Raw genomic sequence first — 25,824 nt, forward strand, 5'->3', positions numbered from 1 at the left:
CGATGCCGGCGCCGGCGCCGGCTGCGTACATTCGACCGGATCGGTGATTTCCTCACTGTAGGAGTGCACATGAGGAAAATCTTCAACCGACGACGGGTGGTCGTCGGGCTGGCGGCCCTGCTGGTCGGCTCCGCCCCGGCGGTGGCCACGGCCGGCACGGGTGACGTGGTGGCGGACGCGTTGCGGCGGATGAGCCTGGAGGAGAAGGTCGGCCAGCTGTTCGTCACCTACGCCTACGGCGCCACGGTCGACGCGTCCGACCCTGCCTCGGTGGCCGCCAACCGGCGCCAGCACGGCGTGGACAACGCCGAGCAGCTGATCCGGAAGTACCACCTCGGCGGCATCATCTACTTCGCGTGGTCCGGCAACACGGCCAACCCGGCGCAGGTCGCCGCGCTGTCCAACGGCATCCAGCGGGTGTCGGCGATCCCCGCCCTGGTGAGCACCGACCAGGAGTACGGCGTGGTGTCGCGGATCGGGGAGCCGGTCACGCCGTTCCCCGGCAACATGGCGCTCGGCGCGGCCCGTGACCCGCGGGCGGCGGGCGAGGCGGCCCTGATCGCCGGGCGGGAACTGCGCGCGATGGGCGTCAACCAGGACTTCGCGCCGGTCGCCGACGTCAACGTCAACGCGCTCAACCCGGTGATCGGCGTCCGGTCGTTCGCCGAGGACCCGGAGCTGACGGCGGCGTTGGTCGAGGCGCAGGTCCGGGGTTACGAGCGGGGCGGCGTCTCGGCCACCGCCAAGCACTTCCCCGGCCACGGCGACACCGCCGTGGACAGCCACACCGGTCTCCCCGTGATCGGGCACAGCCGCGAGGACTGGGAACGGCTGGACGCGCCGCCGTTCCGCCGCGCGATCGCCGCCGGCATCGACTCGATCATGACCGCGCACATCGTGGTACCCGCGCTCGACCCGTCCGGTGACCCGGCCACGCTCTCCCGGCCGATCATCACCGGCATCCTGCGCGACCGGCTCGGCTACGACGGCGTGGTGATCACCGACTCGCTCGGGATGGCGGGCGTCCGGCAGAAGTACGGCGACGACCGCGTGCCCGTGCTGGCCCTGAAGGCGGGCGTCGACCAGTTGCTGATGCCGCCCGACATCGACCTCGCGTACCACGCGGTGCTGGCGGCGGTGCGCGGCGGCGAGCTCACCGAGCGCCGCATCGACCAGTCGGTCCGCCGGATCCTGCGGATGAAGGCCAAGCGCGGCCTGTTCGACGACCCGTTCGTCGACCCGGCGAAGCTGCCGGAGGTCGTCGGGACGGCGCCGAACAAGCAGGCCGCGCAACGGATCACGGACCGGACCACGACGCTCGTGCGCAATGCGCTCCTGCCCCTGCGCACGCCGCCGTCCTCCGTGTTCACCACCGGCTGGGGCACGACCGCCGACCCGGTGCCGCACCGGCTCGCCACCGCCGTCGCCCGACGTTCGGCGACGACGAACGCCCTGGTCACCGGCACGAACCCGAACCAGGCGATGATCGACCGCGCGGTCGCCGGCGCGGGCGCGGCCGACCTGACGATCGTCGCGACCAACAAGGCGTGGACCGACGTCGGCCAGCAGGGGCTGGTGAAGGCGCTGCTGGCCACCGGGAAACCGGTCGTCGTGATCGCGGTCCGGGACCCGTACGACATCGCGTACTTCCCGGACGCGCAGACCTACCTGGCGACCTACTCCTACACCGAGGTCTCGGTGGAGTCGGCGGTGCGGGTGCTCTACGGGGAGCACGCCCCGGTCGGGAAGCTGCCGGTGACGATCCCGGTCGCGGGCGATCCCTCGACCGCGCTGCACCCGTTCGGCCACGGCCTGACCTGGGAGGGCTGAACCCGATGCGTCGCCTGCCGACCGCCGTCCTGTGCGCGCTGCTGGTCGCGACACCGTCCGCGGTGGCCGAACCCACGAGCGCCGGGACCGTGCCGCTGACCGTGATGACCTACAACATCCACACCGGCATCGGCGTGGACGGCAGGCTGGACCTGGCGCGGGCAGCCGCGGACATCACGGCCTCCGGCGCCGACGTGGTCGGCGTGCAGGAGGTCGACGTCCACTGGATGGCCCGCAGCGAGTGGCGCGACCAGGCGACGGAACTGGCCGCCGCGGTCGGCATGGACGTCTACTTCGCGCCCATCTACGACCTCGACCCGGCGGAACCGGGCAAGCCGCGGCGGCAGTACGGCGTGGCGGTGCTCAGCCGGCACCCGATCGTCGCGGCGGAGAACCACCCGATCACCCGGCTGTCCACCCAGGTGCCCGACCCGAGACCCGAACCGGCGCCGGGGTTCCCCGAGGTGGAGCTGAACGTGCGCGGCGAACGCGTGCACGTCTACGACACCCACCTGGACTACCGCGCCGACCCGGCGGTGCGGCGGGCGCAGGTCGCCGACATGCTGCGCGTGATGGCCGAGGACCGCGGTGACGCGCGGGTGCTGCTCGGCGACCTCAACGCGACGCCGGACGCGCCCGAACTCGCTCCACTGTGGACGGAACTGGTCGACGCCTGGGCGATGACCGACCCGTCGTCCCCCGGCATGACCTACCCGGCGGCGGCGCCGACCAAGCGCATCGACTACGTCGCCGCCGGCTACCCGGCCCGCGTGCGCGAGACGCGCGTCGTCACGACCGGGGCGTCGGACCACCTGCCCGTGGTGGCCGAGTTGGCCATCGCCCGACGGCACGGTTCCCCTTGGGACGGACCGCTCCCCGACGACCGACTGCGTTACGGCACGGCACGGCAGGCCGGACTGGCCGCCGAGCACGTCGACCGGCTGGTGCCCGACGTCGAGGCGGGCGTGCGCGCGGTGCCCCAGGCGTTCCCCGGTGGCGTGGTGCTGGCCGCGCGCAACGGCGTGATCGCCCGCCACGCCGCCGTGGGAGACGCGCTGCGGTACGGGTCCGACGGCGCGGAACTGCCGCCCGACCAGCGGATCCCGATGCGCGAGGACACCATCTTCGACGTGGCGTCGATCTCGAAGCTCTTCACCACCGTGGTCGCGCTGCGACTGGTCGAGCGCGGCCTGCTCGACCTCGACGCGCCCGCCGCGCGCTACCTGCCCGAGTTCGCCGGCAACGGCAAGCAGGACGTCACGCTCAAGCAGTTGCTGACCCACACCTCCGGGCTGCCCGCCGGCTTGGCGCTCGGTTCGTACCCGACGGTCGAGCAACGGCTGGCCGCCGTCTACGCGGTGGCGCTCCGGTCGGAGCCGGGCACGCGGTACGTCTACTCGGACCTGAGCCTCATCGTGGTCGGCAAGGTGCTGGAACGGGTCACCGGCCGGTCGCTGCCGGACCTCGTGGCCGCGGAGGTCACCGAGCCGCTGGGGCTGCGCGACACCATGTTCAACCCGCCGGAGAGCCTGCGGCCGCGCATCGCGCCGACCCAGCACACGGGTCCGCGCGGGCTGATCTGGGGCCAGGTGCACGACTCCACGTCCTGGTACCTCGGCGGCACGGCGGGGCACGCCGGCGTCTTCTCCACCGCGCGCGACCTCGCCGTCTTCGCCCAGGTGCTGCTCAACGGCGGCCGGTACGGCGACCGGCGGATCCTGCGGGCGGACAGCGTCCGGGCGATGACGACCAACTGGAACGCGGCCATCCCAGGTGCCGCCCGCGGGCTGGGCCTGGACGTCGACAAGCCCGCGTTCATGGGCATGCTGGCCACGCCGTACACCGTGGGTCACACCGGGTACACCGGGACGTCGCTGGTCGTCGAGCCGGCGAGCCGGTCCTTCGTGCTGCTGCTGACCAACCGCGTGCACCCGACGGCGGCCGGTCCGGCCACCAACCCCTACCGGCACGCCGTGGCCGACGACCTGGCCCGCGCCGTCCTGGACCGCTGACTAGACCTTCGACCGGCGGAGCAGGTGGCGGCCCCACACGACGCCGACCACGGCCAGCACCAGCCACGCCGCCGCGGCCGCGAGCGAGCGGGGTGAGCCGAGGTCGAGCGCGGCGTCGCCGAGGGTCGCGGCCAGGGCGGTGGTCGGGAGCAGCCCGAGCGCGGTCCCGGCGGCGAAGGACCTCGGCGCGACGGCCGTGACGCCCGCGCCGTAGTTGGACACCGCGAACGGGATCACGGGGAGCAGGCGGAGCACCACCGTGGCGGACAGGCCGTTGCGCGCGAAGGCCGTGTCGAGCACCTTCAGCCGGCCGGAGCCCAGCCACCGCGCCACGGACCGCCGCCCCAGCAGGCGTGCGACGAAGAACGCGACCAACGCACCCGCCGTGAAGCCCGCGACCGCGACCACCAGTCCCGGCAGGACGCCGAACAGCAGGCCGGACGCCGTGGCCAGCACCGGTTTCGGGAAGAACGCCGCCGTCCCCGCCGCGCACACCGCGAAGAACACCAGCGGCGCCAGCACGCCGTTGCCCTCGATCCAGGCCCGGAGCTGTTCCGGGTCCGGCAGGTCGAGCAGCGTGGCGGCGAACGCGAGCGCCACGACCACGACGGCCGGCCCGACCACCCGCACGTGCCGCACCGTCTCCCCCGCGCTCCCCGCCGACCTCGAGGTCGGCTGTCCGCCATCGTAGGTCCTTGTAGGATGGGCCCGTGCTCCACCGCGTCCGCACCCGAGCCTCGCTGTGGGCTCTCGTGTGGGTTGTCGCGTTCGCCGTCGTGGGGATGCACCACCTCGGCACGCACGAGCAGGCCGCGGTGACCGTGACCGCGGTGGCCGACTGCTGCGCGCACGGCGCGTCCGAAGAGCACGCGCCCGGCCCCGCTCAGCAGCACGACCTGCTGCACCTGTGCCTGGCCATCCTCGTCGCCGGGCTCGGCCTGCTGCTCGCCGTCCTCGTGCTCCTCCGCCGAGGCGTCCTCGTGCGGCTGACGTCGGCCACCACGCGGTCGGCCCGGCCGCGCTCACCTCCCCCGAGACCGGGCGGCGCGCCGGCGCTGCTCGCCACCCTCTGCGTCCTGCGGCTGTGACAGGCGGCGCGTGACGTCCCTTGTGGACGTCGACGCGACGCCGCGCAACCGACTCGGATCCACACCGCAGAGGACATCATGACCAGGAAGAACCTGGTCGGGACGGCGCTCGCCCTCCTGACCCCCGTGCTCGTGCTCGCCGGGTGCGGCAGCGACTCCACCGGCCACGACCCGGGCAGCACGACCGGCCACCCGAGCGCCGCCGCCGGCGCACCGTCCGGTGGGCACAACGAGGCGGACGTCACGTTCGCGCAGGGCATGATCCCCCACCACCAGGGCGCGATCGAGATGGCGAAGCTCGTCCACGGCCGGACCACCACCCCCGAGGTGCTCGACCTCGCGTCGCGCATCGAGAAGGCGCAGGACCCGGAGATCAAGACCATGACCGGCTGGCTGACCGGCTGGGGCGCGCAGGTGCACACCACCGGCATGCCGGGCATGGACCACGGTTCGGACCAGCCCGGCATGGGCGCCGCCGAAATGGAGGCGCTGGCACAGGCCCGGGACACCGAGTTCGACCGGATGTTCCTGGGGATGATGATCAGGCACCACCAGGGCGCGATCGAGATGGCAAACGTGGAGCTCCGGCACGGCGCCAACGCCGAGGCCAAGGCGCTCGCCCAGCGGATCGTCGACGCGCAGCAGGCCGAGATCACCGAGATGCAGGGCCTGTTGCCGCCCGGCTGACGCCCGGCGGACGGCGACGGCGACCGCGCGCGTCAGCTCGCGGCGCTGTCGTCGGCCGGCCGGTCGATCAGGTGGTCGGCCAGGCCGGCCGGCATCTCGGCACTGCCCGGACCGCCCGCGGCGACCCAGTCGAGGACGTGGTCCACCGCCTCGTCGGTGAGCACGCCGCCCAGCCACACCGGCCGGGCGCCCGTGCCCCGGGCCGGCCTGACCACGACGACGTTGGAGAACTCGCAGGAGCTCAGGCAGTTGGCCACGGTGACCGCCCCCGGCCCCACGGCCTCCCGGAACTTCCGCAGGTGCGTCGCGTGGTCGACGTCCGGGTGCTTGTCGACGGTGCCGCAGCAGCAGCCCCGGCAGACGGTCACCTTGCTCGTTTCGGGCACCTGATCTCCCTGCTGCGGCGAACCAGTGGACAGCTATACCCCGACTGGGTATGCCCGAGAACGTAGCATACCCAGCCGGGGTACTGATCCACCGCGGGTCAGGCGTCGACCGCCACCGGCTCGACGACCCGGCCGCGCAGGGTGAAGGCGGCCAGCAGCGCGGCGGCCAGGGCGACCAGCGCGGCGCCGGTGAAGGCGGCCGAGTAGCCGTCGGTCAGCGCGACCGCGTCCCCGAGCCGGTCCGCGCCCCGCGACGTCGCCACCGCCGTCATCGCGGCCAGGCCGAGCGCCGAGCCGACCTGGTAGGTGGTGTTGACGATGCCCGAGGCCAGCCCGCCCTGGTCGGGGGCGACCCCGCCGATGGCGGCCATGGTCGCGGGGATGAAGACCAGCGCCATGCCGACCGCGGCGATCAGCGAGCCGGGCAGGACGTCGACGACGAAGCTGCCGCCCGGGTCGGCGGTGGCCAGCAGGCCGAGGCCGGCGGCGAGCACGGCGAGTCCGGCGACGATCAGGGGCTTGGCGCCGAAGCGGCCGATCAGGCGTCCGGTGACCGTGGTCATCAGCACGGTCATGAGCGCGGTCATCGGCAGCAGCGCCGCGCCGCTGGCGAACGCGTCGAACCCGAGCACCTGCTGGACGTAGAGGTTGAGGAAGTACCACATCGGGATCCACGCCGCGCCGAGCAACGCCATCGCGACGTTCGCCGCAGCCAGGTCGGGCGTGCGCCAGACCTTCAGCGGCATCAACGGGTTCTTGACCGTCCACTGCACCAGCAGGAACGCGATCAGCAGGACCGCCGCGGCGCCGAGCTGCACCAGCGTGGCCGTCGACGCCCAGCCGCGTTCGGGCGCCTGCACGATGGCGTAGACGGCCAGCGCGAGCCCGCCGGTCACCGCGACCGCTCCCCCGACGTCCAGGCCACCGCTGCGACCGGGGACGACGGGCAGCAGCCTCGGCGTGAGCGCGAGGGTCAGCAGGCCGATCGGGACGTAGACGACGAACACCCACGGCCAGCTCAGCCACTCGGTGATCACGCCGCCGAGGAACACGCCCGCGGTGCCGCCGGCCGGGGCCGCCGCGCCGTAGAACGCCATCGCCTTCGGCAGTTCGCGGGGCTGACCGGCGAACAGGACCATGAGCAGCGTCATCGCGGCCGGTGCGATCAGCGCCGCGCCGACGCCCTGCACCGCGCGGCCGACGACCTCCGTACCCGCCCCGGTCGCGGCGGCGGCGATCACCGAGCCGACGATCAGGGTGGCCCAGCCGACGGCGAACACGCGGCGTGCGCCCCAGAGGTCCGAGAGCCTGCCGCCGAGCAGCAGCAGGCCGCCGAGCGCGACCGCGTAGGCGTTGAACACCCACTGGAGCCCGCCGGGGGTGAAGCCCAACTCGCGCTGCATGTCCGGCAGCGCCACGGCGATGATCGAGGTGTCCATGATGACCATGAACTGCGCCGCCGCGAGCACGACGAGTGCCCACCAGCGCCGGGGATCGGGGTTCATGACGGGTCCTTCCTTTCGATACCCCTCGGGGGTATCCCGTGGAGCGATCGCGAACATACCCCCTAGGGGTATGACCCTGTCAAGCCGGACTTCCGCCCGCCCGCAACGTGGCGCCAACTCACGCGGCCGGCCGCGCCACCACCGCGGGCGCGCCGACCGTGACTTCATTGGCCAACCACGCGGCGATCTTCGACCGGTGGGAGATGTTCGACGTGGCCCGCGCCCTGACCGCGCTCGGCGCGTTCGGGCTCGTGGTCCTGCTAGCGGTCGGCGCGTCCCGACCGGGCGTCAGCCGCAGTCGACCCGGAGGTTGAGGTCGTCGCCCAGTTCGGCGGCGATCTCGGCGATCCGCGAGTGGTCGTGGAGTCGGCGGGTCACGTAACCCACCGCGTGGTCGTTGCGCAGCGACCACCACGCGGCCGACCCGCCGAACCCGCCGAGGCCGATGAACGAGCCGGTGCGGAACAGGCCGAGCGCCCAGTTCACCGTCGTGCCGACGACCTCGTCGTGACCGCACACCTGGGACGCCAGGAAGTCCGCGTGCAACCGCGGTCCGAGCAGTCGGCGGACCGGCCCGTCCGGCGCGGTCAGGCCCGCGTAGAACCGCGCCAGCGCGGTCGCGGAGGCGTGCAGACCGCTGGCGCCGAACACCGCCCGGTGCCAGTCCGGCGAGTTGAGGCGGGCGGGGTCCAGCGCGCCGACGGGGAGGGCGAGCGCGCGCTGGTACGACGAGGCGACCTCGGCCACGAGGTCGTCCGTGCTGCCGTCGATGCCCAGTTCGAGCTCGGCCACGCGGTCCAGGTCCCGTTCCGGCACGCCGAACCAGGCGTCGACGCCCAACGCCGGCCGGACCACGTCGGCGTACAGCTCACCCAGCGACCGCCCCGTGGCGGCACGCAGGACCCCGTCGATCAGGTGGCCGTAGGTCAACGCGTGCTCGGCCAACACCGACCCGGGCTCGGACTCCGCCGTGGCCGCCGCCAGCTCACGCCGGAGCCCCGCGTCGTCCAGCAGGTCCACCGCGGCGGCCGAGGCCGGGAACGCGGGCAGACCCGCCCGATGGGTCAGGACCTGCCGCAACGTCGTGCGCTCCTTGCCGCCGGTCGCGTAGTCGGTCCAGTAGGTCGACACCGGCTCGTCCAACGACAACGCGCCGTCGGCCACCGCCGCCAGCGCGGTGAGCGCGGCGAACGGCTTGGAGGTCGAGTACGTGGTGACGAGGGTGTCGTCCCGCCACGGACGGCTGCGGGCCACGTCGGCCCAACCACCGCTCAACCGGACGACCTCACGCCCACCGGACCACACCGACAGCCCGGCGCCGGTTTCCCGACCCTCGTCGACCATCCTCGTGAACACCCGGCGAACCTGCTCGTACCCCTCCGCGACGATCCCGCTGACACCCACCGACCGCCCCCTCCGCCGACGACCTACCGTCCCACCATACCCCGTATGGGTATGACCGACGGCGAGCCCGCTGCGGCACGCGACCGCCACTGCGGTGGTACGGCGCGCGGAGGGCGTACAACCGGGGTGGTAGGAAGATCGGCAACTCCGGCATGACGACTCGCGGCCACCCCCGTTCCTACGCTGCCCGTACCTGTTGTACGAGTGGAGGAATCCCCATGCATGTCGCCAATGTTCTCGCCGCGGCCAGTGTCTACGCGATGAGCCCGGGACGGATCGGCGCCAGTCTCGGCGCGGTGCTGGGGTTGGTCGGCCTCGTGGTGGGCGCGCTGGCCCTGGCCCGGCCCACCGGTCGCTTCGGCACCCGCACCGGACGGCTCGGGGCCCTCGTGTCCTTGGCGACGGGTGCCGTCGGCCTGGCGCTCGGCGGGCTCGTCGCGGTCACCTCCGACAGCGGCATCGGGACCGGCAACGGCCGTGGCGGGGCCTACGTGGCCTTGGTGGTCGGGTCGGTCGCCGTGGTCCTCGGCGGGTCGGCGCTGGCGCGCTCGCGCCGGGAGACCGCCTGATCGGTCAGCCAGCCCGGCACGGCGAGGCCGGACTCGTACGCGAGGATCACCAACTGGGCCCGGTCGCGGACCCCCGCCTTGGTCATGATGCGACTGACGTGGGTCTTCGCGGTGGCCGGGCTCAGCACGAGCCGGGCGGCGATCTCGTCGTTGGACAGGCCGGCCGCCACCAGCGCCATCACTTCGCGTTCGCGGTCGGTGAGCGCGCTCAGCCGCGGTCCCGGGTCCGGGTGCGTGGCGCGGGTGGCGAACTCGGCGATCAGCCGGCGGGTGACCGACGGCGCGAGGAGCGCGTCACCGCGGGCCACGACCCGCACACCGTGGATCAGCTCGGCCGGCTCGGTGTCCTTGACCAGGAAGCCGCTCGCACCGGCCCGCAGCGCGCCGTAGACGTAGTCGTCCAGGTCGAACGTGGTCAGGATGATCACGCGGACGTCGGAGGTCGCGGTGATCTCCCGCGTGGCGGCCAGGCCGTCCAGCCCGGGCATCTGGACGTCCATGAGGACGACGTCGGGCCGCAGGTGCCGGGTGAGCCGCACCGCCTCCGCGCCGTCGGCGGCCTCGCCGACCACCTCGATGCCGTCCTCACCGTCCAGGATGGACCGGAACCCGGCGCGGACGAGGGTCTGGTCGTCGGCGAGCAGCAGGCGGATCACGCCGGCACCGGGTCCTCGCGCAGCGGCAGGCGGGCGTGGACCCGGAAGCCGCCGTCCGGGCGCGGGCCCGTGGTCAGCTCGCCGCCCAGCGCCTGCGCCCGTTCCCGCATGCCGAGGATGCCGTTGCCGGGCGCGCCCGGTGCGCCGGTGCCGTCGTCCTCGACCTCCACCAGCACGGTGTCGTGGTCGGGCCGGACGCGGACCACGGCGGCGGTCGCGCCCGCGTGCCGGGTCACGTTGGTCAGCGCCTCCTGGACGATCCGGTACGCGGCCAGGTCGACCTCCGGCGGCAGCGGCCGGGTCTCGGCGAGCTCGACGCGGATCTCCAGCCCGGACCGCCCCGCCGTCGTGACGAGGTCGCCGAGGCGGTTCAGGCCGGGTGGCGCGTCGCCGTCCTGGCGCAGGGCGTTGAGCGTCGCGCGCAGCTCGCGCAGGGTTTCCTTGCTGGTCTGCTTGATCGCGGTGAGCGCCTGCTCGGAGCGGGCCGGGTCCGGGCGGTGCAGCGCGGCGCTGGCCTGCACGTTGATCAGCGAGAGGTGGTGCCCGAGCGCGTCGTGCAGCTCGCGGGCGATGCGCAGCCGTTCGTCGGTGGCGCGTCGCCGGGCCTCCTCCTCCATCCGCTGCTCGGCGGCGAGGGTGCGCGCCTCCGCTTCGGCGAGGTAGGCCCGGCGGTTGCGGGTCACGCCGACGATGACGGCGATGAGCCAGCCGGCGTGCAGGAACGTCGCGCCGTTGTCGGTCCGGTTGAAGCTGTCCGCGAGGGCGAAGGCGACGACCGAGGCGACGCCGAGCCCGATGGCGACGGCGAGGTGGCCCTCGTCGACGACCGTGTAGAGCGCGACCACGAACACGACCATGATCGGGCCGGGTTGGTGCAGCAGCGCCCCGTACGCGCTGATGGCGGCCAACGCCACCACGCCGACCGGGATCGGGTGGCGGCGGCGGACGACCAGCGCGCCGGCGGAGACCAGCACGACGAGCAGTGCCGCCCACTCGCCCGGGGTGTCGACGCCGCGCGACTGCACCAGCAGCCCGAGCAGCGCGACCAGGCCCGCGGCGATCGCCGCGGCGGTGTCCGCCGTCCGGCCACGCCCTCTCGACATGGCCGAAGCCTAACCCCCGCCGGGTGAGCGGGAGGTCAGGCTTCGACGGGGTCGGGCGCGGTGGGTCAGGCGACCCGTTTGCGGGTGTAGAAGCCCGCCGCCACGGCGACGCCACCGGCGGCGAGCGCGACCTGGATGATCACTTCGATCCAGTCGATGCCGCGGGTGTCGCCCACGCCGAGCGCGTTCGCGATGAAGGTGCCGATCACGGCCGCCACGATGCCGACGACGATGGTCAGCCAGATCGGGATGCTCTGCTTGCCGGGCAGCACGAGTCTGCCGAGGGCGCCGATGATCAGGCCCACGATGAGGGCGCTGATGATGCCGGAGACGGTCACGTTCACTCCTTCGAGTCAAGTGAGCCTCAGGTACCCGATCAGCGCCCCCGTCACTCCTCCGAAGTTCTCCCGCCCTACGACGCGCAGAACTCGTTGCCTTCCGGGTCCCGCATGACCCACCAGTGCCCGGCCGGACCCTTGTCGAACTCGGTGACGCGGGTCGCGCCGAGACCCTCCAGGCGGGCCACCAGCTCGTCCAGGCCGCCCGGCTCGCCGTGGATGTCGATGTGCAGGCGGTTCTTGCCGGACTTGGCCTCGGGCACGTCCTGGAACAGCAGCCGCCGCCCGCGCCCGACGCCGCTGGTCGCGTCGAACGGGTCCTCGGGGTGGCGGACGGCGGCGAAACCGCGGAAGTTCTTGCGCCCGTTGTGCTCGATGACCGCTTCCGCGCCGAGGTGGCCGGCCGCCAGCAGCTGCTCGATGAGCGCGCTCGGGTCCTCCACCTCGTAGTCCAGGGCCGCGGCCCAGAAGTCCGCGAGGGCGGGTGCGTTCTTGGTGTCGATGACCAACTTCCAGCTCAGTGCCATGTAACTGGTTATATAGGTTACAGCGGTCCCGGCGCAAACCGAGGCCCACCGCGAACGGCCGGACCAGCCGTTCCGTCGCGGCGCGACCGACCGCGTCGAGCCCGCCCCCGGCTAGGCTGCGCCGGCATGAACGCGGCACTGCTGATCGTCGACCTGCAGGAGATGTTGGTCCCGCTCGTCTGGCGCGGCGAGGAACTGGTCGACCGCGTCGCCGCGTTGGCGCGCGAGGCCCGGCGCAACGGCGTGCCGGTGGTCGCGTTGCGGCAGATCGGGCCCGGCGGCACGCCGTTCGACCCGGCGAACCCGGGAACGCGGATCAGCTCACGCCTCGGCCTCGAACCGACCGACGTGGTGCTCGACAAGACGGCGACCGACGCCTTCTACCGCACGGACCTCGCCGCGCTGCTCGCCGAACGGGACGTGGACACCGTGGTGCTGACCGGCCTGGCCACCGACTACTGCGTGGACGCCACGGCGCGGTCGGCGTTGAGCCACGGCCTGGACGTCGTGCTGGTCAGCGACGGCCACTCGCCGGCGGCCGACGGCGACCCGGAGGCGGGCCTCACCGCCGAGCAGGTCGTCGCGCGGCACAACCGGCTCCTCGGCACGGCCGTCCACCCCGGCGGCGCGGTGCGCCTGGTGCCGGCGGCGGAGGTCGTGTTCGAGCGCTGACCGCGCCGAAGGGCCGGTCCGGGGTGTCGGCCCGGACCGGCCCGGTGCTCGGATCAGCCGCTGACCGAGGCGGAGAAGTTGTTGACCGCCAGGCCGGTGCCGCCGTTCCACGGCTCGAAACCGGCTTGGATGCTGGTCAGGTACCAGGACGTGGTGATCGCGCCGCGGTTGCGGACGTCGTTGACGAAGTCGAGCACGTTGAACGACCACGACGTGATCGGCGACGGCGCGACGTAGGAGATCACGTTGTTGGCGCCGTTGCTGCCGCGCCAGACCTGCCAGCTGCGGCCACCGATGGTGGTGTTGCCGACCGCGCTGCCGATCGGCTGGATCGAGCCCTGGCGGTTGAACCAGATCATGATCTCCATCTGGTTGACCCCGTTCGTCTTGGGCGTCGGGTCGAGCCAGATGTCGTAGGAGGCGTTGTAGGTGCCGCCCACGTAGGTGTAGTTGATCGAGGACGAGGCGCTGCGGATCCGGCTGACCTGCATCGGCAGGTTGCTGCCCGGCGAGCAGTTGGAGTAGTGGCAGCCGAGGAACACCGACGGGTACGACAGCGGTGCGCCGTTGGTCGGCGCCGAGCCCTGCTGCTGGGTGATCCGGAAACCGGTCGAGGTGACGTTGATGCACTGGGTGGCCGACGAGCCCCAGCGGTTGTTCTGGACCACGTAGCGGCCCTGGATGGTGGTCGATCCGTACTGCTCGCAGATCGTGGTGTCGGCCTGGGCCGGCCCGGCTGCGGCGACGACCGCGGACGCGGCCATCAGCCCGGCCAGCACGAAGGCGCGGACAGTGCTTCGCATGGAACTCCTTCCGAAGGGTCCACGACGGCGGGGAATCTCCTGGGAGCGCTCCCAGGGTAGCCCGGAACACCCTCGGACGCCTACGGCGCACCGGATCCGTTCCTAGTCGTACGTCGCCAGCACCAGGCAGAGCAGCGTGCCGTCGTCGTCCACGATCTCGTGACCCGTGAGGTTCTCGGCCGCCACGGGGAGGACGATCCCGTTGAGCCCGGTCTCCGGGTCCAGCACCACGTCCACCCAGTTGTCGGGCCGGTGGTGCGGCCCCTTGGCCAGGATGCGGTCCCGCGCGTCGGGGAAGAAGGAGGGCACGTCGTCCTCGAACGGGAGCGTGGCGCGCATGGCCTCGTCGCCCCACAGCACGGCGTAGTCCTCGATCAGGTGGATGTCGTCGTACCCGTCGTGGTCCCACTCCGCCGCCGCGATGCGCGCGGGCTCGGCCAGCGGGATCACGACCATGCTCGCGAAGTACCGGAACCGGTCGGGTTCCCAGTGGTCCGCGATCACGGTGTGCGAGCCCACGTAGACCGGGTGGGGACCGGCGGGCAGCGCGTGGGTGAAGCCGGCCTCGGTGCGCCACGGCGTCTCCCAGGTCACCCGGCCGTCCGCCACGACGAGGTCGCCCGCGTGGTCGAACCAGTCGGGCCGGACCGTGTCCGAGCGCTTCGTGTACTCGTCGGCCAAGCGCCACAACAGCTTCTGCACGTCCACGTGGTCGTGTCCTCACGGTCGTCCGTCGTCCCGCGCCGTCGTCACGCGGTCAGCCGCCGCGTCGTGATGCCCGTGTCCGAACCGGTGATGACGACCAGTCCGCCGTCCGGCGTGCCGAGGGCGGTCAGCTTCACCGCCCGGCCGCCGGAGCGGATCGGCTCACCCACGCGGCGGCCGGTCTCCGCGTCCCACCGCAGCACGAGCCCGTCGGGCCCGGCGCTGACGAGCACCGGTCGCCCGCCACCAGGCCGGGCCGCGACCAGCGCGGTCACCGAGTGGGTCGGCGTGTGCCCCGCCATGGGCTCGCCGACGGGCTGCCCGGTCTCCGCGTCCCACCGGCGCACGACACCCTTGCGGCCCCCGCCGGCGAGCAGCACGCGCCCGTCGTCCAGGACGACCGCGGCCACGGGCCCGCGAACGCCGTCCTCACCCGTGATCGGCTCGCCCACCAGCGCTCCGGTCTCGACGTCCCACCGCAGCACGGTCTTGTCGTAGGCGGCGCTGACCAAGAGCGTGCGGCCGTCGCGGAGGCGCACGGCGACCAGCGACCGCACGTGGCCGCTGTGGCCGGTGAGCGGTTCGCCGACGGGACGGCCCGTCCCGGCGTCCCAGAGGCGCACGGTGTGGTCCTGGGAGCCGCCCGCGACCAGGACGCGCCCGGCGTGCTCGAACGCGAGCACGGACGTCACGGTCTTGGTGTGCCCGGTGAGGGGCTCGCCCAGTTGACGGCCGGTGGTGAGGTCCCAGCGCCGCACCGCCAGGTCCTCTCCCCCGCTGACGAGCAGCGTGCCGAGGGCGGCCACCGACCACACCGGGGCGGTGTGCCCCACGAGCGGTTCGCCGACGGGTCGGCCGGTGTCCAGGTCCCAGCGGCACACCTCGGCGCCGCTCGCGCCGACGAGCAGCGACCCGCTGGTGGTCAGCGACCGCACGCCCCGGGGCGGGCCGGTCAGCCGGTCGCCGACGGCCTCGCCGGTGGCCGCGTCCCAGCGGCGCACGTCGCCGTCGTCGCCGCCGCTGAACAACGTCGTGCCGACGACGGCCAGCGACCGCACGGGACCGCGATGGCCGGTCAGGGGCTCCCCCACCGGGGTTCCGCCGTCCCACCGGTGCACCGAGCCGTCACGGCAGCCGGCCACGAGCAGCGTGCGGCCGTCGTCCACCACGACCGGGAGCAGCGACAGCACCGCGGCGGGGTGGCCGGTGAGCGGGTCGCCCGCCGGCTGCCCGGTCGCCACGTCCCACCGGCGCACGCTGCCGTCGTCGGAGGCGCTGAACAGCGTGGTGCCGACCACGGCCAGCGACCGCACCGGACCGGCGTGGCCCATCACCGGCTCGCCTTCGGGCCGCCCCGTCACCGCGTCCCAGCGCCACAGCGCGCCGTCCGCGTAACCGCCCACGACCAGCGTGCGGCCGTCGGGCAGCGCCGCGGCGGCCAGTGACCAGACCGAGGACGCGCGGCCGCGCAACGGGTCACCCACCGGCAGACCGGTCGTCACGTCCCACCGGCGCACGTCGCCGTCGTCGGAACCGCTGAACACCACCGTGCCGACGACGGCCAAGGCCCGCACCCACCCGGTCCGGGGCACTTCCGCCAAGGGCTGGCCGGTGGCCGCGTCCCACCGCACCACGCGGCCGTCCCCGAACCCGCCGACGACCAGCGCGCGTCCGTCCTCTGTGGACGCGGCGGCCAGCGACCACACCCAGGCCCGACCGGCGAGCGGGTCGTCCAGCGCCTGTCCGGTGACCGCGTCCCAGCGGCGCACACCGCCGTCGTGCGACCCGCTGACGAGCACCGCCCGCCCATCGGCCCGTCGGACGGCGGTGAGCGCGGTGATCGGCCCGCGGTGCGGCGAACCGATCGACGACGTGGACATGTGAGTGATCATCCACTATCTGGTGATCACCTTTCGGTCCCGGGTCAGGCGAGCCCTTGGGGGAACGCGAGGACGCGGTCCGGGTCGTAGCGGCGCGCGACGCGGCGCAGGCGTGGGAGGTTCCGGCCGTAGTAGGCGGTCGGCCAGTCCGGCATGTCGGGGTCGATGTAGTTGACGTAGCCGGTGTCGTGGCCGATGCCGTCGCGCAGGTCGGCCATGATGCGGCGCGCTTCGGCCTCGCCGACGCCGACCACGTCGACGTACGCCTGTGCGCTGGCGATGGCGCGGCGGTGCGGGAACGCGGTGGCGTCCGGCGGCACGCGCGCGATCGCGCCGCCGAACGTGTCGAACTGGGCCCGGCCCGTCCGCCGCCCCTCAAGCAGCGCCTCCACCCGCGCCGGGTCGACCGGCCGGTGCAGCATCCTGGACGACGCCACGAACGGCGAGCCGTCGTCGGGCAGGCACGCGGGCAGGCAGCCGGCGAAGAACCGCATCGCGGTGCCGTAGTCCATCGGCAGGACCGTGCGGCTGGTCGGCGCGACCTTCGCGGCGAACCGGTCGAGGAGCCGGTCCAGCTCGACCTCGGACCCGATCCAGCTGCCGATGACGTTGGCGGGCGGCGGGCTGCCGGCCCGGACGTTGCACGCCGACCACAGGCCGTCCGGGGTGTCGAGCATCCACTCCTGCCACGCGCCCAGCACGTCGGTCGCCGCACCCGCCGGGAACTCCAGGACGAACGCGGCCACGTCCGGCGCGGGCTCGGTGTCGAACGTGAACGACGTGACGACGCCGAAGTTGCCGCCGCCGCCACCGCGCAGCGCCCAGAACAGGTCGGGCTCGACGTGGTCGTCGGTGCGGCGCGGCCGCCCGCCCGGCGTCACGATCCGCGCGGCGCGCAGGTGGTCGACGGTCAGGCCGTACTTGCGCCCGACGACGCTGATGCCGCCGCCCAGCGTGAGCCCGCCGATGCCGACGGTCGGGCACGACCCGGCGGGCAGCAACCGGCCGTTGCGAGCCAACTCGTCGTACAGGTCGATCATCCGCGTGCCCGCGCCGACCTCGGCCCGGCCGCGGCGGTCCACGCGGATCCGGCGCAGCGCGGACAGGTCGACGACGAGGCCGTTCTCGGGCACCGAGTAGCCGGCGTAGCTGTGCCCGCCGCTGCGGGCGGCGACCGGGATCCGCTCCCGGGCCGCGAAGTCGAGGCACCGCGCCACGTCGGACTCGTCGGCGCACAGCGCCACGGCCGCGGGCCTGCGGTGCGCGTACACCGTGTTGTACGGCCGGCGCACGGTGTCGTATACGTCGTCACCGGGCAGGACCAGCCTGCCGGTGAGCGCGCGGCGCAGCCGGTCCCAGTCGTTCTCCCACGCGCCGAGCGCGACGAGACCGGTGGCCTGGATGAAGGTTCTGCGACCGAAATCCATGAGCACTCCCCCCGACCCATGGTCCCCCTGTCGCCCCGTCCGCCACTCCGCCGAACGGGTTCGGTGTCAGGACGCGGCGGCGAGCAGGGTGCGCGCGGCGCGCAGCGCGTGGTCGCCCGCTCCGGTCGGGCCGTGGTGCGTGGCGACCACGGTCGCGCCTTCGACCAGCATCAGGAGCTGCCGCCCGAGGAGCGCGGGGTCGGCGGCCCCGGCGCGTTCGGCGATGCCGACGAGCGTGTCGAGGTACCGGTCCAGGTGGCGTGCGGTGAGGGCGCGCACCGGCTCGACGTGGTGCTGGGCGGCGGCGTTGAGCAGGGCGCAGCCGCGGAACTCCGGCTCGTCGAAGGTCCGCTGGAAGGCGTCGAACACGGCGGTGAGCTGGTCGGCGGGATCGGGCCCGGCGGCGGCCACGGCGTCGGCCAACGCCCGCGTCACCCGGTCGCTGCGGGCCTCCAGCACGGCCCGCACCAGGCCGTCCTTGGTGCCGAAGTGCCGGTAGAGCGTTTCCTTGGACACGCCGAGCCGCGTGCACAGCTCGGCCACGCCGATGCCGTCGAGGCCGCGTTCGTAGAGCACGGGGGTGGCCGCGTCGAGGATCGCGGCACGGGTGCGCCCCGGGTCGATCGTGGAGCCCTTGGCCACCGGCATGACTTAGATGGTACCGATCGGTTCGATCCACTGTTAGCGTGCCGGATGGTACCGATCGGTTCGATCTACGGGGGCGCGATGTGGCAGGCGGCTCGGCTCGCGCTCGGCACGGCGTCCGCGCTCGGGCTCGCCCGGTTCGCCTACGGGCTGCTCGTGCCCGCGATGCGCGACGACCTGGGCTGGACGTTGACCGAGGCCGGTGCGATGAGCACCGCCAACGGGCTCGGTTACCTGCTCGGCGCGTTGGTGACCGCGGCGGTCGTCCGCGGCTGGGGCGTCACGGCCGCCTTCCGCGGTGGCCTGGTCGGCACGGCGGTCGCGTTGGCCGCCACGGCGCTCTCCGCCGATTTCGCGGTGCTGCTGGTGGTGCGCGCGGCGGCCGGTGCGGCGGGTGCGGTGGTGTTCATCGCCGGCGGGGTGATCGCCTCGCGCATCGCCACCCGGGTCGGGTCCGGCACGCCGATCACGGTGTACTTCGCGGGCACGGGGCTGGGCATCGCGTTCGGCGGCGTGACGATCCCGTTGCTGGGCAGCGGTTGGCGGGTCGCCTGGGTGGTCCTGGCCGTGGCCGCCGTCGCGGCGGCGCTGGTCGCCTGGACCGCGGCACGTGCCGGCGGTGAGGCCCCGGCCGCGACGTCCGGCCGACCGCGGTTGCGCCCCCTCTGGCGGATCGCGGTGGCGTACACGCTGTTCGCGCTCGGCTACATCACCTACATCACGTTCCTCTCGGCCTACCTCGTCGAGCGCGACGCGCCGACCTGGCAGGTGGTGCTGACGTGGGTGGCGCTCGGTCTGGCGGTGGTGGCGGCGCCCGCCCTGTGGAGCCGGCCGATCGCGAACTGGCCGGGCGCCCGGGCGCCGGCCGCGTTGCTGGGCGTGCTGGGCGGTGGCGCGGCCCTGGCGTTGGTGGCGCCGACGCCGACGGTGATCCTCGGCTCCGCCCTCGTCTACGGCGCGACGTTCATGGGCGTGCCCGCCGCCGTCACCGCGATCGTCCGCGACGCCGTGCCGACCGCCGACCTCACGGCGACGCTGGCCGCGTTCACCACGCTGTTCGCGGCCGGTCAGACCGCCGGGCCCTGGCTGGCCGGGGTCGTCGCCGACCGCACCTCGACCGACGCGACCCTGGCGTGGACCGCGGTCCTGTGCGCGGCGGCGGCCGTGATCGTGGTCAGTCCACGGCGGCGGCGAACCGCGCGGCGAGCGCCTCGACCGCGGCCCGCAGTTCCGGCCCGCCCTCGACGCGGAAGTTGACCGGCACGGTCGCCAGCCACTCCTGCGCGTACATGGCGGGGTTGCTCGTGCTGCCGACGAGGACGCACCCGTCGCCCAGCGGTTCGAGGCGGCCCATCGGTGGCCTGATCCACGGCGCCACCTGCTCCGGCGGCGCGTGGAACACCACGCGGGTCGGGAACTCCCAGCCGGTGCCCAGGTTCTCCTCCACCACCGCCACCGGGTCGAGGTCGGCCGGCGGCTCGAACCCGTGCTCGGTCTCCCGGACCGCCCGGACCCGGTCGATCCGGTAGGTGCGGAGCGCGTCCGCGCGGTGGGAGTGGCACAACAGGTACCACCGCCCGTGCCGGACGACGACCGCCCACGGGTCCACCTCGGAGTCCCACTCGCTGCCCGTGTCCGGGCGGTACGTGACCACCACGCGACGCCGGGCCGCGATGGCCGCGACGAGCGCGCTGGTCGTGGCGGGGTCCGGGCGGGCCGAGTTCCGGTCGGGCGCGGCCGACGCGTGCTCGCGCAGCGCCGCCGCCTGCTTGCCGACGTGCTCGGGCAGCGCCCGCACGACCTTGCCCAGGGCGCTGTCCACCAGGTCGTCGGCCGGGTTGTCGAGCACCGCCATGACCAGGACGAGCGCCTCGGGCTCGGTGAACACGACCGGTGGCAGCCGCGTGCCGCGCCCGAGCCGGTACCCGCCGTAGGGGCCCCGGGTCGACTCCACGGGGATGCCCGCCTCACGGAGGATCCCGACGTACCGGCGCACCGCCCGTTCCGTGACGCCCAGCCCCGCGGCGAGCTCGCCCGCCGTCACGCCGGGGCGCGCCTGGAGGATCTCCATGGCGCGCAGGGCCTTCGCGGTGGGGCTGAGTTCGGTCGGCACACCTGGACCTTAGACGTGAACCGGACGCGGGCCGTCCGGAACGCGATCCGGCCTCACTGCTGGGTCGACGCCATGAGCAGGCCCATCTCGTAGATGAACAGGGCGCCGAGGTAGAACGGCACGGACAGCAGCAGCACCGCCCAGAACGGCGGCCGCACGCGTCGGGTCAGCAGCCACGCCAGCACCGACGAGAGCACCAGCGGCACCGGCAGGTGGACGGTCACGTAGTCCAGGAGCACCGGGCCGAAGGAGACCGGTTCGCCGGTCTGGACGAAGACCGTCAGCACCACGAACACGACGAGGCCCGTCACCAGGTGCGCCAGGAAGTACGGGACGATCGACGCCTTCGGCGCAGCCGCCGCCGGCGCGCCCTGGCCGCGGGCGTTCGGATTCGGGTTCATGTCCCGGCCCCCTGACGTCGTGGAGCCCGGATCATACGTTCGCGCCCGAACCGGATTCGACGTCAGGCAGAATGTCGCCGTCACGAACCGACTGGAGGACGCCATGGCCGCTCCGGGCCTCGACCGGCCGCCGACGAGGCTGGAGGTCGTCCGGGCCGAGACGGCGCACGTCCTCGGGGCGAGGGCCGCCGGGCGGATCGAGTCGTTCCCCGACGGGGTCCTCTACGTCCGGGCCGGCGAGCTGCGCCGGCTGCTGGCCTGGCTCGTCGACTTCGTGGTGTTCCTGCTCGCGGTCGGCGTCGGCTTGGTCGTGCTCAGCGTGCCGTACGCGTCCGGGAAGATCGACGACGGGCAGCTCGCCCTCGCCGCCATCGCGCTGCTGCTCGTGGTGCCCCCGCTGTACGGCCTGTGCTACGGCAACGGCCGCGCGCTCGGCGCCGTGCTCACCGGCACCCGACTCGTGCGACTGGCCGACGGCGGCCGGATCGGGCTGAAGGCGCCGTGGGCGATGACGGTCCGGACCGTGCTGCTGCCGCTGGTCATCGTCTCGATCTTCGTCGGCGCGGCGGCCGGCGGCGGACCGCCCGGATCACCGGTCCGGACCAGCATCGACGGCCGGAGCACCCGCCGGCTCCACGCGGCGGGCTTCCGCTCCCTCGCCGACCAGCGGCCGCGCTGAGCCCACGCACGGCCGTCGACGCGCCTCGGACGGGGCACGCCGACGGCGGTGCGATCACGGCAGGTAGCCGAAGCCGGGCTTCGTGACCAGGTCGACCAACTGCCGCTCGGTGAACGGCACGCTGTCGCGAGTGGTCGGCCGGGTGTACGGCGAGCCGTGGTCCATCACCGTGGTCTGGTTGGTGACGGTGACCTCCACGACGGTGCCGTCCGGGAAGCGCGCTTCCGCCGACACCCGCCCCGGCAGGCCGGTGCGGAGGTCGCGCGCGACCTCCACCTCGACACCGTCGACGGACTTCACGGCCGGCTGGTCGAAGAACGGGCCGTTCATCGCGGTGAAGCGCACGCAGCCGCTCTCCACCGTGCAGTTCTCCGGCGCGGTGGCCGACCGCACGTAGAGCGCCAACGTCACGCTGCCCTCGGCGTCGGAGAACACGGCCGAGGCCAGGTAGCCGCCCGAGGTGTCCGGCCCGTGGGCGCTGAAGCGCAGCGGCGGCTCGTTCCGCTCCGAGACCACCGGGAGGATCTCGAAGCCGTCGGGGACGACGTCCGCCGCGGCCAGCCTCGCGGTCAGCTCGGCGGCGTGCCCGGGCGTGGTCGGCGCCGGGGGCACGTCGGTCGGCGTGGTCGTGAGCACGGGGCCCGACGCCGACTCCACAGTGGACCGATCGGTCACGGCGAAGAGCACGCTCGCCCCGATCGCCAGCACGACACCGACGGACAGCACACCGGCCACCGCCCGCCGTTGCGCCACCGCCTTGCGCGCCGACGTCAACACCTCTTCCGGCGAGTGCCGGGGCCCGGTGTCGCCTGCCAGCACCGGCGCGAGCATCCGCCGCACCTCGTCCACGTCGTTCATCACGCCACTCCTCCCTTGTCCAAGGTGCTGCCCAGCTCGCGGCGCAACGCCGCGAGGCCTTTGGCGCACTGGCTCTTGACCGTCCCCTCGCTGCACGCGAGCACCTTCGCCACCTGCGAGACCGACTGGTCCTCCCAGTACCGCAGCACGACGGCCGCGCGTTGCCCCGGTGGCAACGCCGCCAGCGCGCGCTGCACGTCGATGCCGCTCTCGTGCTCGACCTCGTCGGCGGGCAGGTCCGGCGGCTCCGCCACCGGCTTCTCCGAGCCCTTCAGCGGCCGCCGGTGGTCGATCACGGTGCGCACGAGCACCGTGCGCCAGTACGCGTCGACGGAGTCGGCCCGCCGCACGCGTGACCACGAGCGGTACAGCTTGAGCAACGTGGCCTGCGCCAGGTCCTCCGCCAGGTGCCAGTCGGCGCACAGCAGGAACGCCGTCCGCCGCACGTGGCGGTGCTTCGCGCGCACGAACTCGACGAACTCGGCGTCTTTGTCCTTCACCCGTCCACCCCCTCTCCCAGGACGACGAGGCGGCGTCGGCGTTCGGTTGCCCTCGACCCGTTCGGCGGGACCGGGCCACGCGAATGGTCGTGCCGGTCCGACGGCCGGCGGTGGGACGATCGACTGGCCGCCGCCGCTGTCGTCGAAGGGGGTTTCGTGATGAGCTCCGGGGTCCTGACCGCCATCGCCGCCCTCGCGCCGCGGTTGACCGCTGCCGCCGCGCGGGCCGAGGAGGAGCGCCAGGTCTCCGGCGACACCGTGGCGGCCATGCGGGACGCGGGCACGTTCCGCGTCACGCGGCCCGCGCGGTACGGCGGCGGGGAGGGATCGATCCGCACGCACCTGGACGTGTCGGCGGCGGTGGCCGAGCTCGACGGTGGCGCGGGCTGGTGCACGGCGCTGTGGAACGGCAGCAACTGGATCACCTCCCTGTTCCCCGAGCAGGCTCAGGACGACGTGTGGGGCGCCGATCCCGAAGCCCTGGTCGCCGGGACGCTGATGCCGAGCGGGCCGGTCGAGCGCGTGGCGGGCGGCTACCGGCTCAGCGGCGAGTGGACCTACGCCTCCGGCATCGGGCACGCGTCGTGGGGGCTGGCGGCGGCCGTGCTGGACGGCAACCTGGCGTGGACGCTGGTGCCCCGCGAGGACTTCGAGGTCGTGGACGAGTGGCACGTGGCCGGGATGAGGTCCACCGGCAGCAACCGGTTCGTGGTGCGGGACGCGTTCGTGCCCGACCACCGCGTGCTGCGGCTGGAGCGGATGGTGGCGGGCGCCAACGTCACGCCCGACACCCCCGTCGCCTACCGCGCCGCGTTCGTGCCGTCGCTCGTGACGATGATCAGCGGCCCGTTGGTCGGGCTGGGCCGTGCGGCCCTGGCGCACGTCATCGCCGCCGCGGCGGACAAGGGCATCGCCTACACCGGCTTCGACCGGCAACGCGACTCGGCCGCGTTCCAGCTCCTCGTCGCCGAGGCCGCCTCGGCGGTGGACAGCGCCGAGCTGCACGCCTACCGCGCCGCCGACCTCCTCGACCGGTACGCCGCCGAGGCCGAGTACCCCTCCGAACTGCTCCGCGCCCGGTGCCGCGCCGACTCCTCCGTGGCCGTCCGCCACGTGACCCGCGCCTTGGAAACGCTGCTGTACGCGCACGGTTCGCGCGGCTTCGCCGAATCCAGCCCGTTGCAGCGGATGTGGCGTGACGCGAACGTGGCCGCGCGCCACGGCATGCTCCTCCCCCAGGTGAACCTGGAGATCTACGGCGCGACCCTGGTGGGCGCGGAGACCACCATCAGCCCGTTCGTGTGATCAGAGGACCCGGATCACGTGCTTCCCGCGCACCCCGCCGGCTTCCAGCGCACGGTGGGCCTCGGCGATCCCGGCCACCGGGTGGACGGCCTCGACCACGGGTCGGACCGCGCCGCCCTCGACGAGCGCCGTGAGGTCGGCGAACAGGTCGGTCCCGGGGTTGCCGCTGAAGAAGCGGACGCGGCGCGGGCCGAACACCGCGGACGCGAGGAGGTAGCCGACGTCGGCGGCGGAGCGGAACGCGATGCCGACCATGCGGCCACCGGGCCCGAGCAGGCGGCGGTACGCGCGCGGCGTGCCGCCGTACGTGTCGAGGACGACGTCGAAGCGGCCGAGGTCGGCGGGATCGGTGCGGTAGTCGATCGCCTCGTCCGCGCCCAGCTCGCGGACGAAGTCGAAGGCGCCCTTGCCCGCCAGGGCGGTGACGTGCGCGCCGTAGGCCTTGCCCACCTGCACCGCGACGCTGCCCACTCCCCCGCTCGCGCCGCGCACGAGGAGGCGTTCGCCCCGGCGCAGCTTCGCCTTGTCGCGCAGGGCGGTGATGGCGGTCGTGCCGACGCCCGGCAACGCGGCGGCCTGGACCAGGTCGAGGCCGGCGGGGCTGGGCGCGAGTTGGCGCGGGCGCACGGCGACGTACTCGGCGACGCTGCCGAACCGGCCACGCGGCAGGCCGCCCCACACGTGCGCGCCCGGCGCGAAGCCGGGCCCGGACACGACCTCGCCCGCGAAGTCGATGCCGACCCGCTTGGGGAACTTCGGGCCGAGCAGGACCTTGAGCTTGCCGGACCGGCCCATCAGCTCGCCACCGTTGACGCTGGCCGCGTGGACCCGCACCAGCACGTGCCCCGGTGGGACCTCCGGGTCGGGCACGACGCCCTCGTACAGGACCTCCGGCGGCCCGTACCGGTCGAACAGCGCTGCGCGCATTCCTCACCCCTCACAGAAGTGGAAGACACCCTCCACTTCGACGCTACCACGACAAACGGAAGGCACCTTCCATTTCAGGTAAAGTGAGAGACGTGCCAGGGAGGACGACTCAGTTGCGCGTGGACGCCAGGCAGAACCGCGAACGCATCGTCGCCTCGGCGAGGGAGACCTTCGCCGCCGACGGCCTGGACGTGTCGATGACCGAGATCGCCCGCCGGGCCGGGGTCGGCGTCGCCACCCTCTACCGCCGCTTCCCGACCAAGGAGGAACTGGTCAGGGAGGTGTTCGCGGAGCAGTTGGAGGCGTGCACGAGCGAGGTCAGCCGGGCGGCGGAGGACCCCGACGCGTGGCGCGGCTTCTGCCGCGTGGTGGAGAAGCTGTGCGAGATGCAGGCCAGGGACCGGGGGTTCAGCGCGGCGTTCCTGACCGCGTTCCCCGACACCGTGCCGGTCGACGAGCTGCGCACGCGGGCCGAGGAGGCGTTCGCCGGGCTGGTGGCCCGCGCCAAGGCGACCGGCAGGCTGCGACCCGACTTCACCCTCGACGACCTGACGCTCGTGCTGATGGCCAACAACGGCCTGGTCACCGAGTCGGTGGACGCGACGGTGGCCGCCTCGCGCCGCCTGGTCGCCTACTTCCTCCAGTCGTTCCAGGCCCGCGACCCGCTGCCCCCGCCGGTGCGCCTCGGCCTGCGCGACGCGCTCGGGTGACGAAACGACCGTCCGAGCCGGGCCCGCCGCGCGAGTTCCACGCGCTCGACGACGCCCTGGGCCTGCTGGACGAGACGGCTGACGCCGCGGACCG

Annotated in this window: 29 protein-coding genes; 11 read left to right on the forward strand and 18 right to left on the reverse strand. The window is 73.7% G+C overall.

All coding sequences use genetic code 11. The features are described 5' to 3' along the window. Positions 1 to 69: 69 nt before the first annotated feature. Together ACZ7GX_RS23185 and ACZ7GX_RS23190 are read left to right on the forward strand one after the other, a co-directional pair. Positions 70 to 1,830, forward strand: a complete 1,761-nt coding sequence (locus ACZ7GX_RS23185) for a glycoside hydrolase family 3 protein (protein WP_498779419.1) — start codon at positions 70 to 72, stop codon at positions 1,828 to 1,830. A 5-nt stretch (positions 1,831 to 1,835) separates the two neighbouring features. Further along, on the forward strand, positions 1,836 to 3,842 hold the full coding sequence (locus ACZ7GX_RS23190; RefSeq protein ID WP_498779421.1) for a serine hydrolase: 2,007 nt from the start codon (positions 1,836 to 1,838) through the stop codon (positions 3,840 to 3,842). Here ACZ7GX_RS23190 and ACZ7GX_RS23195 read toward each other — a convergent pair whose 3' ends face one another. Then, the gene (locus ACZ7GX_RS23195) at positions 3,843 to 4,481 is read right to left on the reverse strand and encodes a TVP38/TMEM64 family protein (protein ID WP_498779423.1); all 639 of its coding nucleotides are present in this window, start codon (positions 4,479 to 4,481) and stop codon (positions 3,843 to 3,845) included. 71 nt (positions 4,482 to 4,552) lie between these two features. Between ACZ7GX_RS23195 and ACZ7GX_RS23200 the strand changes: the two genes are divergently transcribed. Together ACZ7GX_RS23200 and ACZ7GX_RS23205 are read left to right on the forward strand one after the other, a co-directional pair. Beyond that, positions 4,553 to 4,930, forward strand: a complete 378-nt coding sequence (locus tag ACZ7GX_RS23200) for a hypothetical protein (RefSeq protein ID WP_498779424.1) — start codon at positions 4,553 to 4,555, stop codon at positions 4,928 to 4,930. Between the two features lie 78 nt (positions 4,931 to 5,008). Further along, a complete protein-coding gene (locus tag ACZ7GX_RS23205; RefSeq protein WP_498779425.1) occupies positions 5,009 to 5,617 on the forward strand; it encodes a DUF305 domain-containing protein in 609 nt (202 codons plus the stop codon). 32 nt (positions 5,618 to 5,649) lie between these two features. On the opposite strand, the gene ACZ7GX_RS23210 is transcribed toward ACZ7GX_RS23205, so the two are convergent. Together ACZ7GX_RS23210 and ACZ7GX_RS23215 are read right to left on the reverse strand one after the other, a co-directional pair. Beyond that, positions 5,650 to 6,003 (reverse strand): hypothetical protein, encoded by a 354-nt coding sequence (locus tag ACZ7GX_RS23210; RefSeq protein ID WP_498779426.1) that lies wholly within the window; start codon positions 6,001 to 6,003, stop codon positions 5,650 to 5,652. A gap of 98 nt (positions 6,004 to 6,101) precedes the next feature. After that, positions 6,102 to 7,508, reverse strand: a complete 1,407-nt coding sequence (locus ACZ7GX_RS23215) for an MFS transporter (protein ID WP_498779427.1) — start codon at positions 7,506 to 7,508, stop codon at positions 6,102 to 6,104. Between the two features lie 167 nt (positions 7,509 to 7,675). Between ACZ7GX_RS23215 and ACZ7GX_RS23220 the strand changes: the two genes are divergently transcribed. Continuing rightward, positions 7,676 to 7,822, forward strand: a complete 147-nt coding sequence (locus tag ACZ7GX_RS23220) for a hypothetical protein (RefSeq protein ID WP_498779429.1) — start codon at positions 7,676 to 7,678, stop codon at positions 7,820 to 7,822. On the opposite strand, the gene ACZ7GX_RS23225 is transcribed toward ACZ7GX_RS23220, so the two are convergent. Further along, entirely contained in the window at positions 7,797 to 8,912 is a 1,116-nt protein-coding gene (locus ACZ7GX_RS23225) for a serine hydrolase domain-containing protein (RefSeq protein ID WP_498779431.1), read from the reverse strand. The genes ACZ7GX_RS23220 and ACZ7GX_RS23225 overlap by 26 nt on opposite strands. A gap of 260 nt (positions 8,913 to 9,172) precedes the next feature. Between ACZ7GX_RS23225 and ACZ7GX_RS23230 the strand changes: the two genes are divergently transcribed. Continuing rightward, a complete protein-coding gene (locus ACZ7GX_RS23230; protein WP_498779433.1) occupies positions 9,173 to 9,481 on the forward strand; it encodes a DUF6223 family protein in 309 nt (102 codons plus the stop codon). Here the strand turns inward: ACZ7GX_RS23230 and ACZ7GX_RS23235 are convergent. The 4 genes from ACZ7GX_RS23235 to ACZ7GX_RS23250 form a co-directional block, all read right to left on the reverse strand. After that, positions 9,400 to 10,137 carry a response regulator gene (locus tag ACZ7GX_RS23235; protein ID WP_498779434.1) on the reverse strand — a complete coding sequence of 246 codons (738 nt, stop codon included), beginning with the start codon at positions 10,135 to 10,137 and terminating at the stop codon, positions 9,400 to 9,402. The genes ACZ7GX_RS23230 and ACZ7GX_RS23235 overlap by 82 nt on opposite strands. Further along, positions 10,134 to 11,240 carry a sensor histidine kinase gene (locus ACZ7GX_RS23240; RefSeq protein WP_498779435.1) on the reverse strand — a complete coding sequence of 369 codons (1,107 nt, stop codon included), beginning with the start codon at positions 11,238 to 11,240 and terminating at the stop codon, positions 10,134 to 10,136. The genes ACZ7GX_RS23235 and ACZ7GX_RS23240 overlap by 4 nt, the downstream gene beginning before the upstream one ends. 65 nt (positions 11,241 to 11,305) lie before the next feature. Further along, positions 11,306 to 11,578, reverse strand: coding sequence for a GlsB/YeaQ/YmgE family stress response membrane protein (locus ACZ7GX_RS23245; protein ID WP_498779437.1), 273 nt, complete (start codon positions 11,576 to 11,578; stop codon positions 11,306 to 11,308). A 74-nt stretch (positions 11,579 to 11,652) separates the two neighbouring features. Further along, a complete protein-coding gene (locus ACZ7GX_RS23250) occupies positions 11,653 to 12,105 on the reverse strand; it encodes a VOC family protein (RefSeq protein WP_498779438.1) in 453 nt (150 codons plus the stop codon). A gap of 126 nt (positions 12,106 to 12,231) precedes the next feature. Here ACZ7GX_RS23250 and ACZ7GX_RS23255 point away from each other — a divergent pair, with 126 nt between their 5' ends. Beyond that, positions 12,232 to 12,777 (forward strand): cysteine hydrolase family protein, encoded by a 546-nt coding sequence (locus ACZ7GX_RS23255; protein WP_498779439.1) that lies wholly within the window; start codon positions 12,232 to 12,234, stop codon positions 12,775 to 12,777. A gap of 53 nt (positions 12,778 to 12,830) precedes the next feature. On the opposite strand, the gene ACZ7GX_RS23260 is transcribed toward ACZ7GX_RS23255, so the two are convergent. The 5 genes from ACZ7GX_RS23260 to ACZ7GX_RS23280 form a co-directional block, all read right to left on the reverse strand. Then, on the reverse strand, positions 12,831 to 13,580 hold the full coding sequence (locus ACZ7GX_RS23260; protein ID WP_498779440.1) for a GH12 family glycosyl hydrolase domain-containing protein: 750 nt from the start codon (positions 13,578 to 13,580) through the stop codon (positions 12,831 to 12,833). 102 nt (positions 13,581 to 13,682) lie between these two features. Further along, positions 13,683 to 14,288: a hypothetical protein gene (locus ACZ7GX_RS23265; RefSeq protein ID WP_498779442.1), complete on the reverse strand. Its 606-nt coding sequence runs from the start codon at positions 14,286 to 14,288 to the stop codon at positions 13,683 to 13,685. Between the two features lie 41 nt (positions 14,289 to 14,329). Further along, a complete protein-coding gene (locus ACZ7GX_RS23270) occupies positions 14,330 to 16,165 on the reverse strand; it encodes a WD40 repeat domain-containing protein (protein ID WP_498779444.1) in 1,836 nt (611 codons plus the stop codon). Between the two features lie 44 nt (positions 16,166 to 16,209). Continuing rightward, complete coding sequence (locus ACZ7GX_RS23275) at positions 16,210 to 17,592, reverse strand: FAD-binding oxidoreductase (protein WP_498779445.1); 1,383 nt, start codon at positions 17,590 to 17,592, stop codon at positions 16,210 to 16,212. A gap of 66 nt (positions 17,593 to 17,658) precedes the next feature. Continuing rightward, positions 17,659 to 18,240, reverse strand: coding sequence for a TetR/AcrR family transcriptional regulator (locus ACZ7GX_RS23280; RefSeq protein WP_498779447.1), 582 nt, complete (start codon positions 18,238 to 18,240; stop codon positions 17,659 to 17,661). A 45-nt stretch (positions 18,241 to 18,285) separates the two neighbouring features. Between ACZ7GX_RS23280 and ACZ7GX_RS23285 the strand changes: the two genes are divergently transcribed. Further along, positions 18,286 to 19,494, forward strand: coding sequence for a YbfB/YjiJ family MFS transporter (locus tag ACZ7GX_RS23285; protein WP_498779449.1), 1,209 nt, complete (start codon positions 18,286 to 18,288; stop codon positions 19,492 to 19,494). On the opposite strand, the gene ACZ7GX_RS23290 is transcribed toward ACZ7GX_RS23285, so the two are convergent. After that, positions 19,412 to 20,350 (reverse strand): helix-turn-helix transcriptional regulator, encoded by a 939-nt coding sequence (locus ACZ7GX_RS23290; protein WP_498779450.1) that lies wholly within the window; start codon positions 20,348 to 20,350, stop codon positions 19,412 to 19,414. The genes ACZ7GX_RS23285 and ACZ7GX_RS23290 overlap by 83 nt on opposite strands. A gap of 53 nt (positions 20,351 to 20,403) precedes the next feature. Beyond that, positions 20,404 to 20,751, reverse strand: a complete 348-nt coding sequence (locus ACZ7GX_RS23295; RefSeq protein WP_498779452.1) for a hypothetical protein — start codon at positions 20,749 to 20,751, stop codon at positions 20,404 to 20,406. Positions 20,752 to 20,854: 103 nt separating this feature from the next. On the opposite strand from ACZ7GX_RS23295, the gene ACZ7GX_RS23300 reads away from it, so the two are divergent. Continuing rightward, positions 20,855 to 21,430 carry an RDD family protein gene (locus tag ACZ7GX_RS23300; RefSeq protein WP_498779453.1) on the forward strand — a complete coding sequence of 192 codons (576 nt, stop codon included), beginning with the start codon at positions 20,855 to 20,857 and terminating at the stop codon, positions 21,428 to 21,430. 54 nt (positions 21,431 to 21,484) lie between these two features. Here ACZ7GX_RS23300 and ACZ7GX_RS23305 read toward each other — a convergent pair whose 3' ends face one another. Continuing rightward, positions 21,485 to 22,288, reverse strand: coding sequence for a hypothetical protein (locus ACZ7GX_RS23305; protein ID WP_498779454.1), 804 nt, complete (start codon positions 22,286 to 22,288; stop codon positions 21,485 to 21,487). Then, a complete protein-coding gene (locus ACZ7GX_RS23310; protein WP_498779455.1) occupies positions 22,288 to 22,788 on the reverse strand; it encodes a SigE family RNA polymerase sigma factor in 501 nt (166 codons plus the stop codon). The genes ACZ7GX_RS23305 and ACZ7GX_RS23310 overlap by 1 nt, the downstream gene beginning before the upstream one ends. Before the next feature lie 159 nt (positions 22,789 to 22,947). Between ACZ7GX_RS23310 and ACZ7GX_RS23315 the strand changes: the two genes are divergently transcribed. Further along, the gene (locus ACZ7GX_RS23315) at positions 22,948 to 24,093 is read left to right on the forward strand and encodes an acyl-CoA dehydrogenase family protein (protein ID WP_498779457.1); all 1,146 of its coding nucleotides are present in this window, start codon (positions 22,948 to 22,950) and stop codon (positions 24,091 to 24,093) included. On the opposite strand, the gene ACZ7GX_RS23320 is transcribed toward ACZ7GX_RS23315, so the two are convergent. Beyond that, positions 24,094 to 25,020, reverse strand: a complete 927-nt coding sequence (locus tag ACZ7GX_RS23320) for an NAD(P)-dependent alcohol dehydrogenase (RefSeq protein ID WP_498779459.1) — start codon at positions 25,018 to 25,020, stop codon at positions 24,094 to 24,096. A gap of 92 nt (positions 25,021 to 25,112) precedes the next feature. Between ACZ7GX_RS23320 and ACZ7GX_RS23325 the strand changes: the two genes are divergently transcribed. Further along, a complete protein-coding gene (locus tag ACZ7GX_RS23325; RefSeq protein WP_498779460.1) occupies positions 25,113 to 25,730 on the forward strand; it encodes a TetR/AcrR family transcriptional regulator in 618 nt (205 codons plus the stop codon). The last annotated feature ends 94 nt before the right edge of the window (positions 25,731 to 25,824 follow it).

The sequence above is a fragment of the Actinosynnema sp. NPDC037264 genome (genome assembly GCF_055603705.1).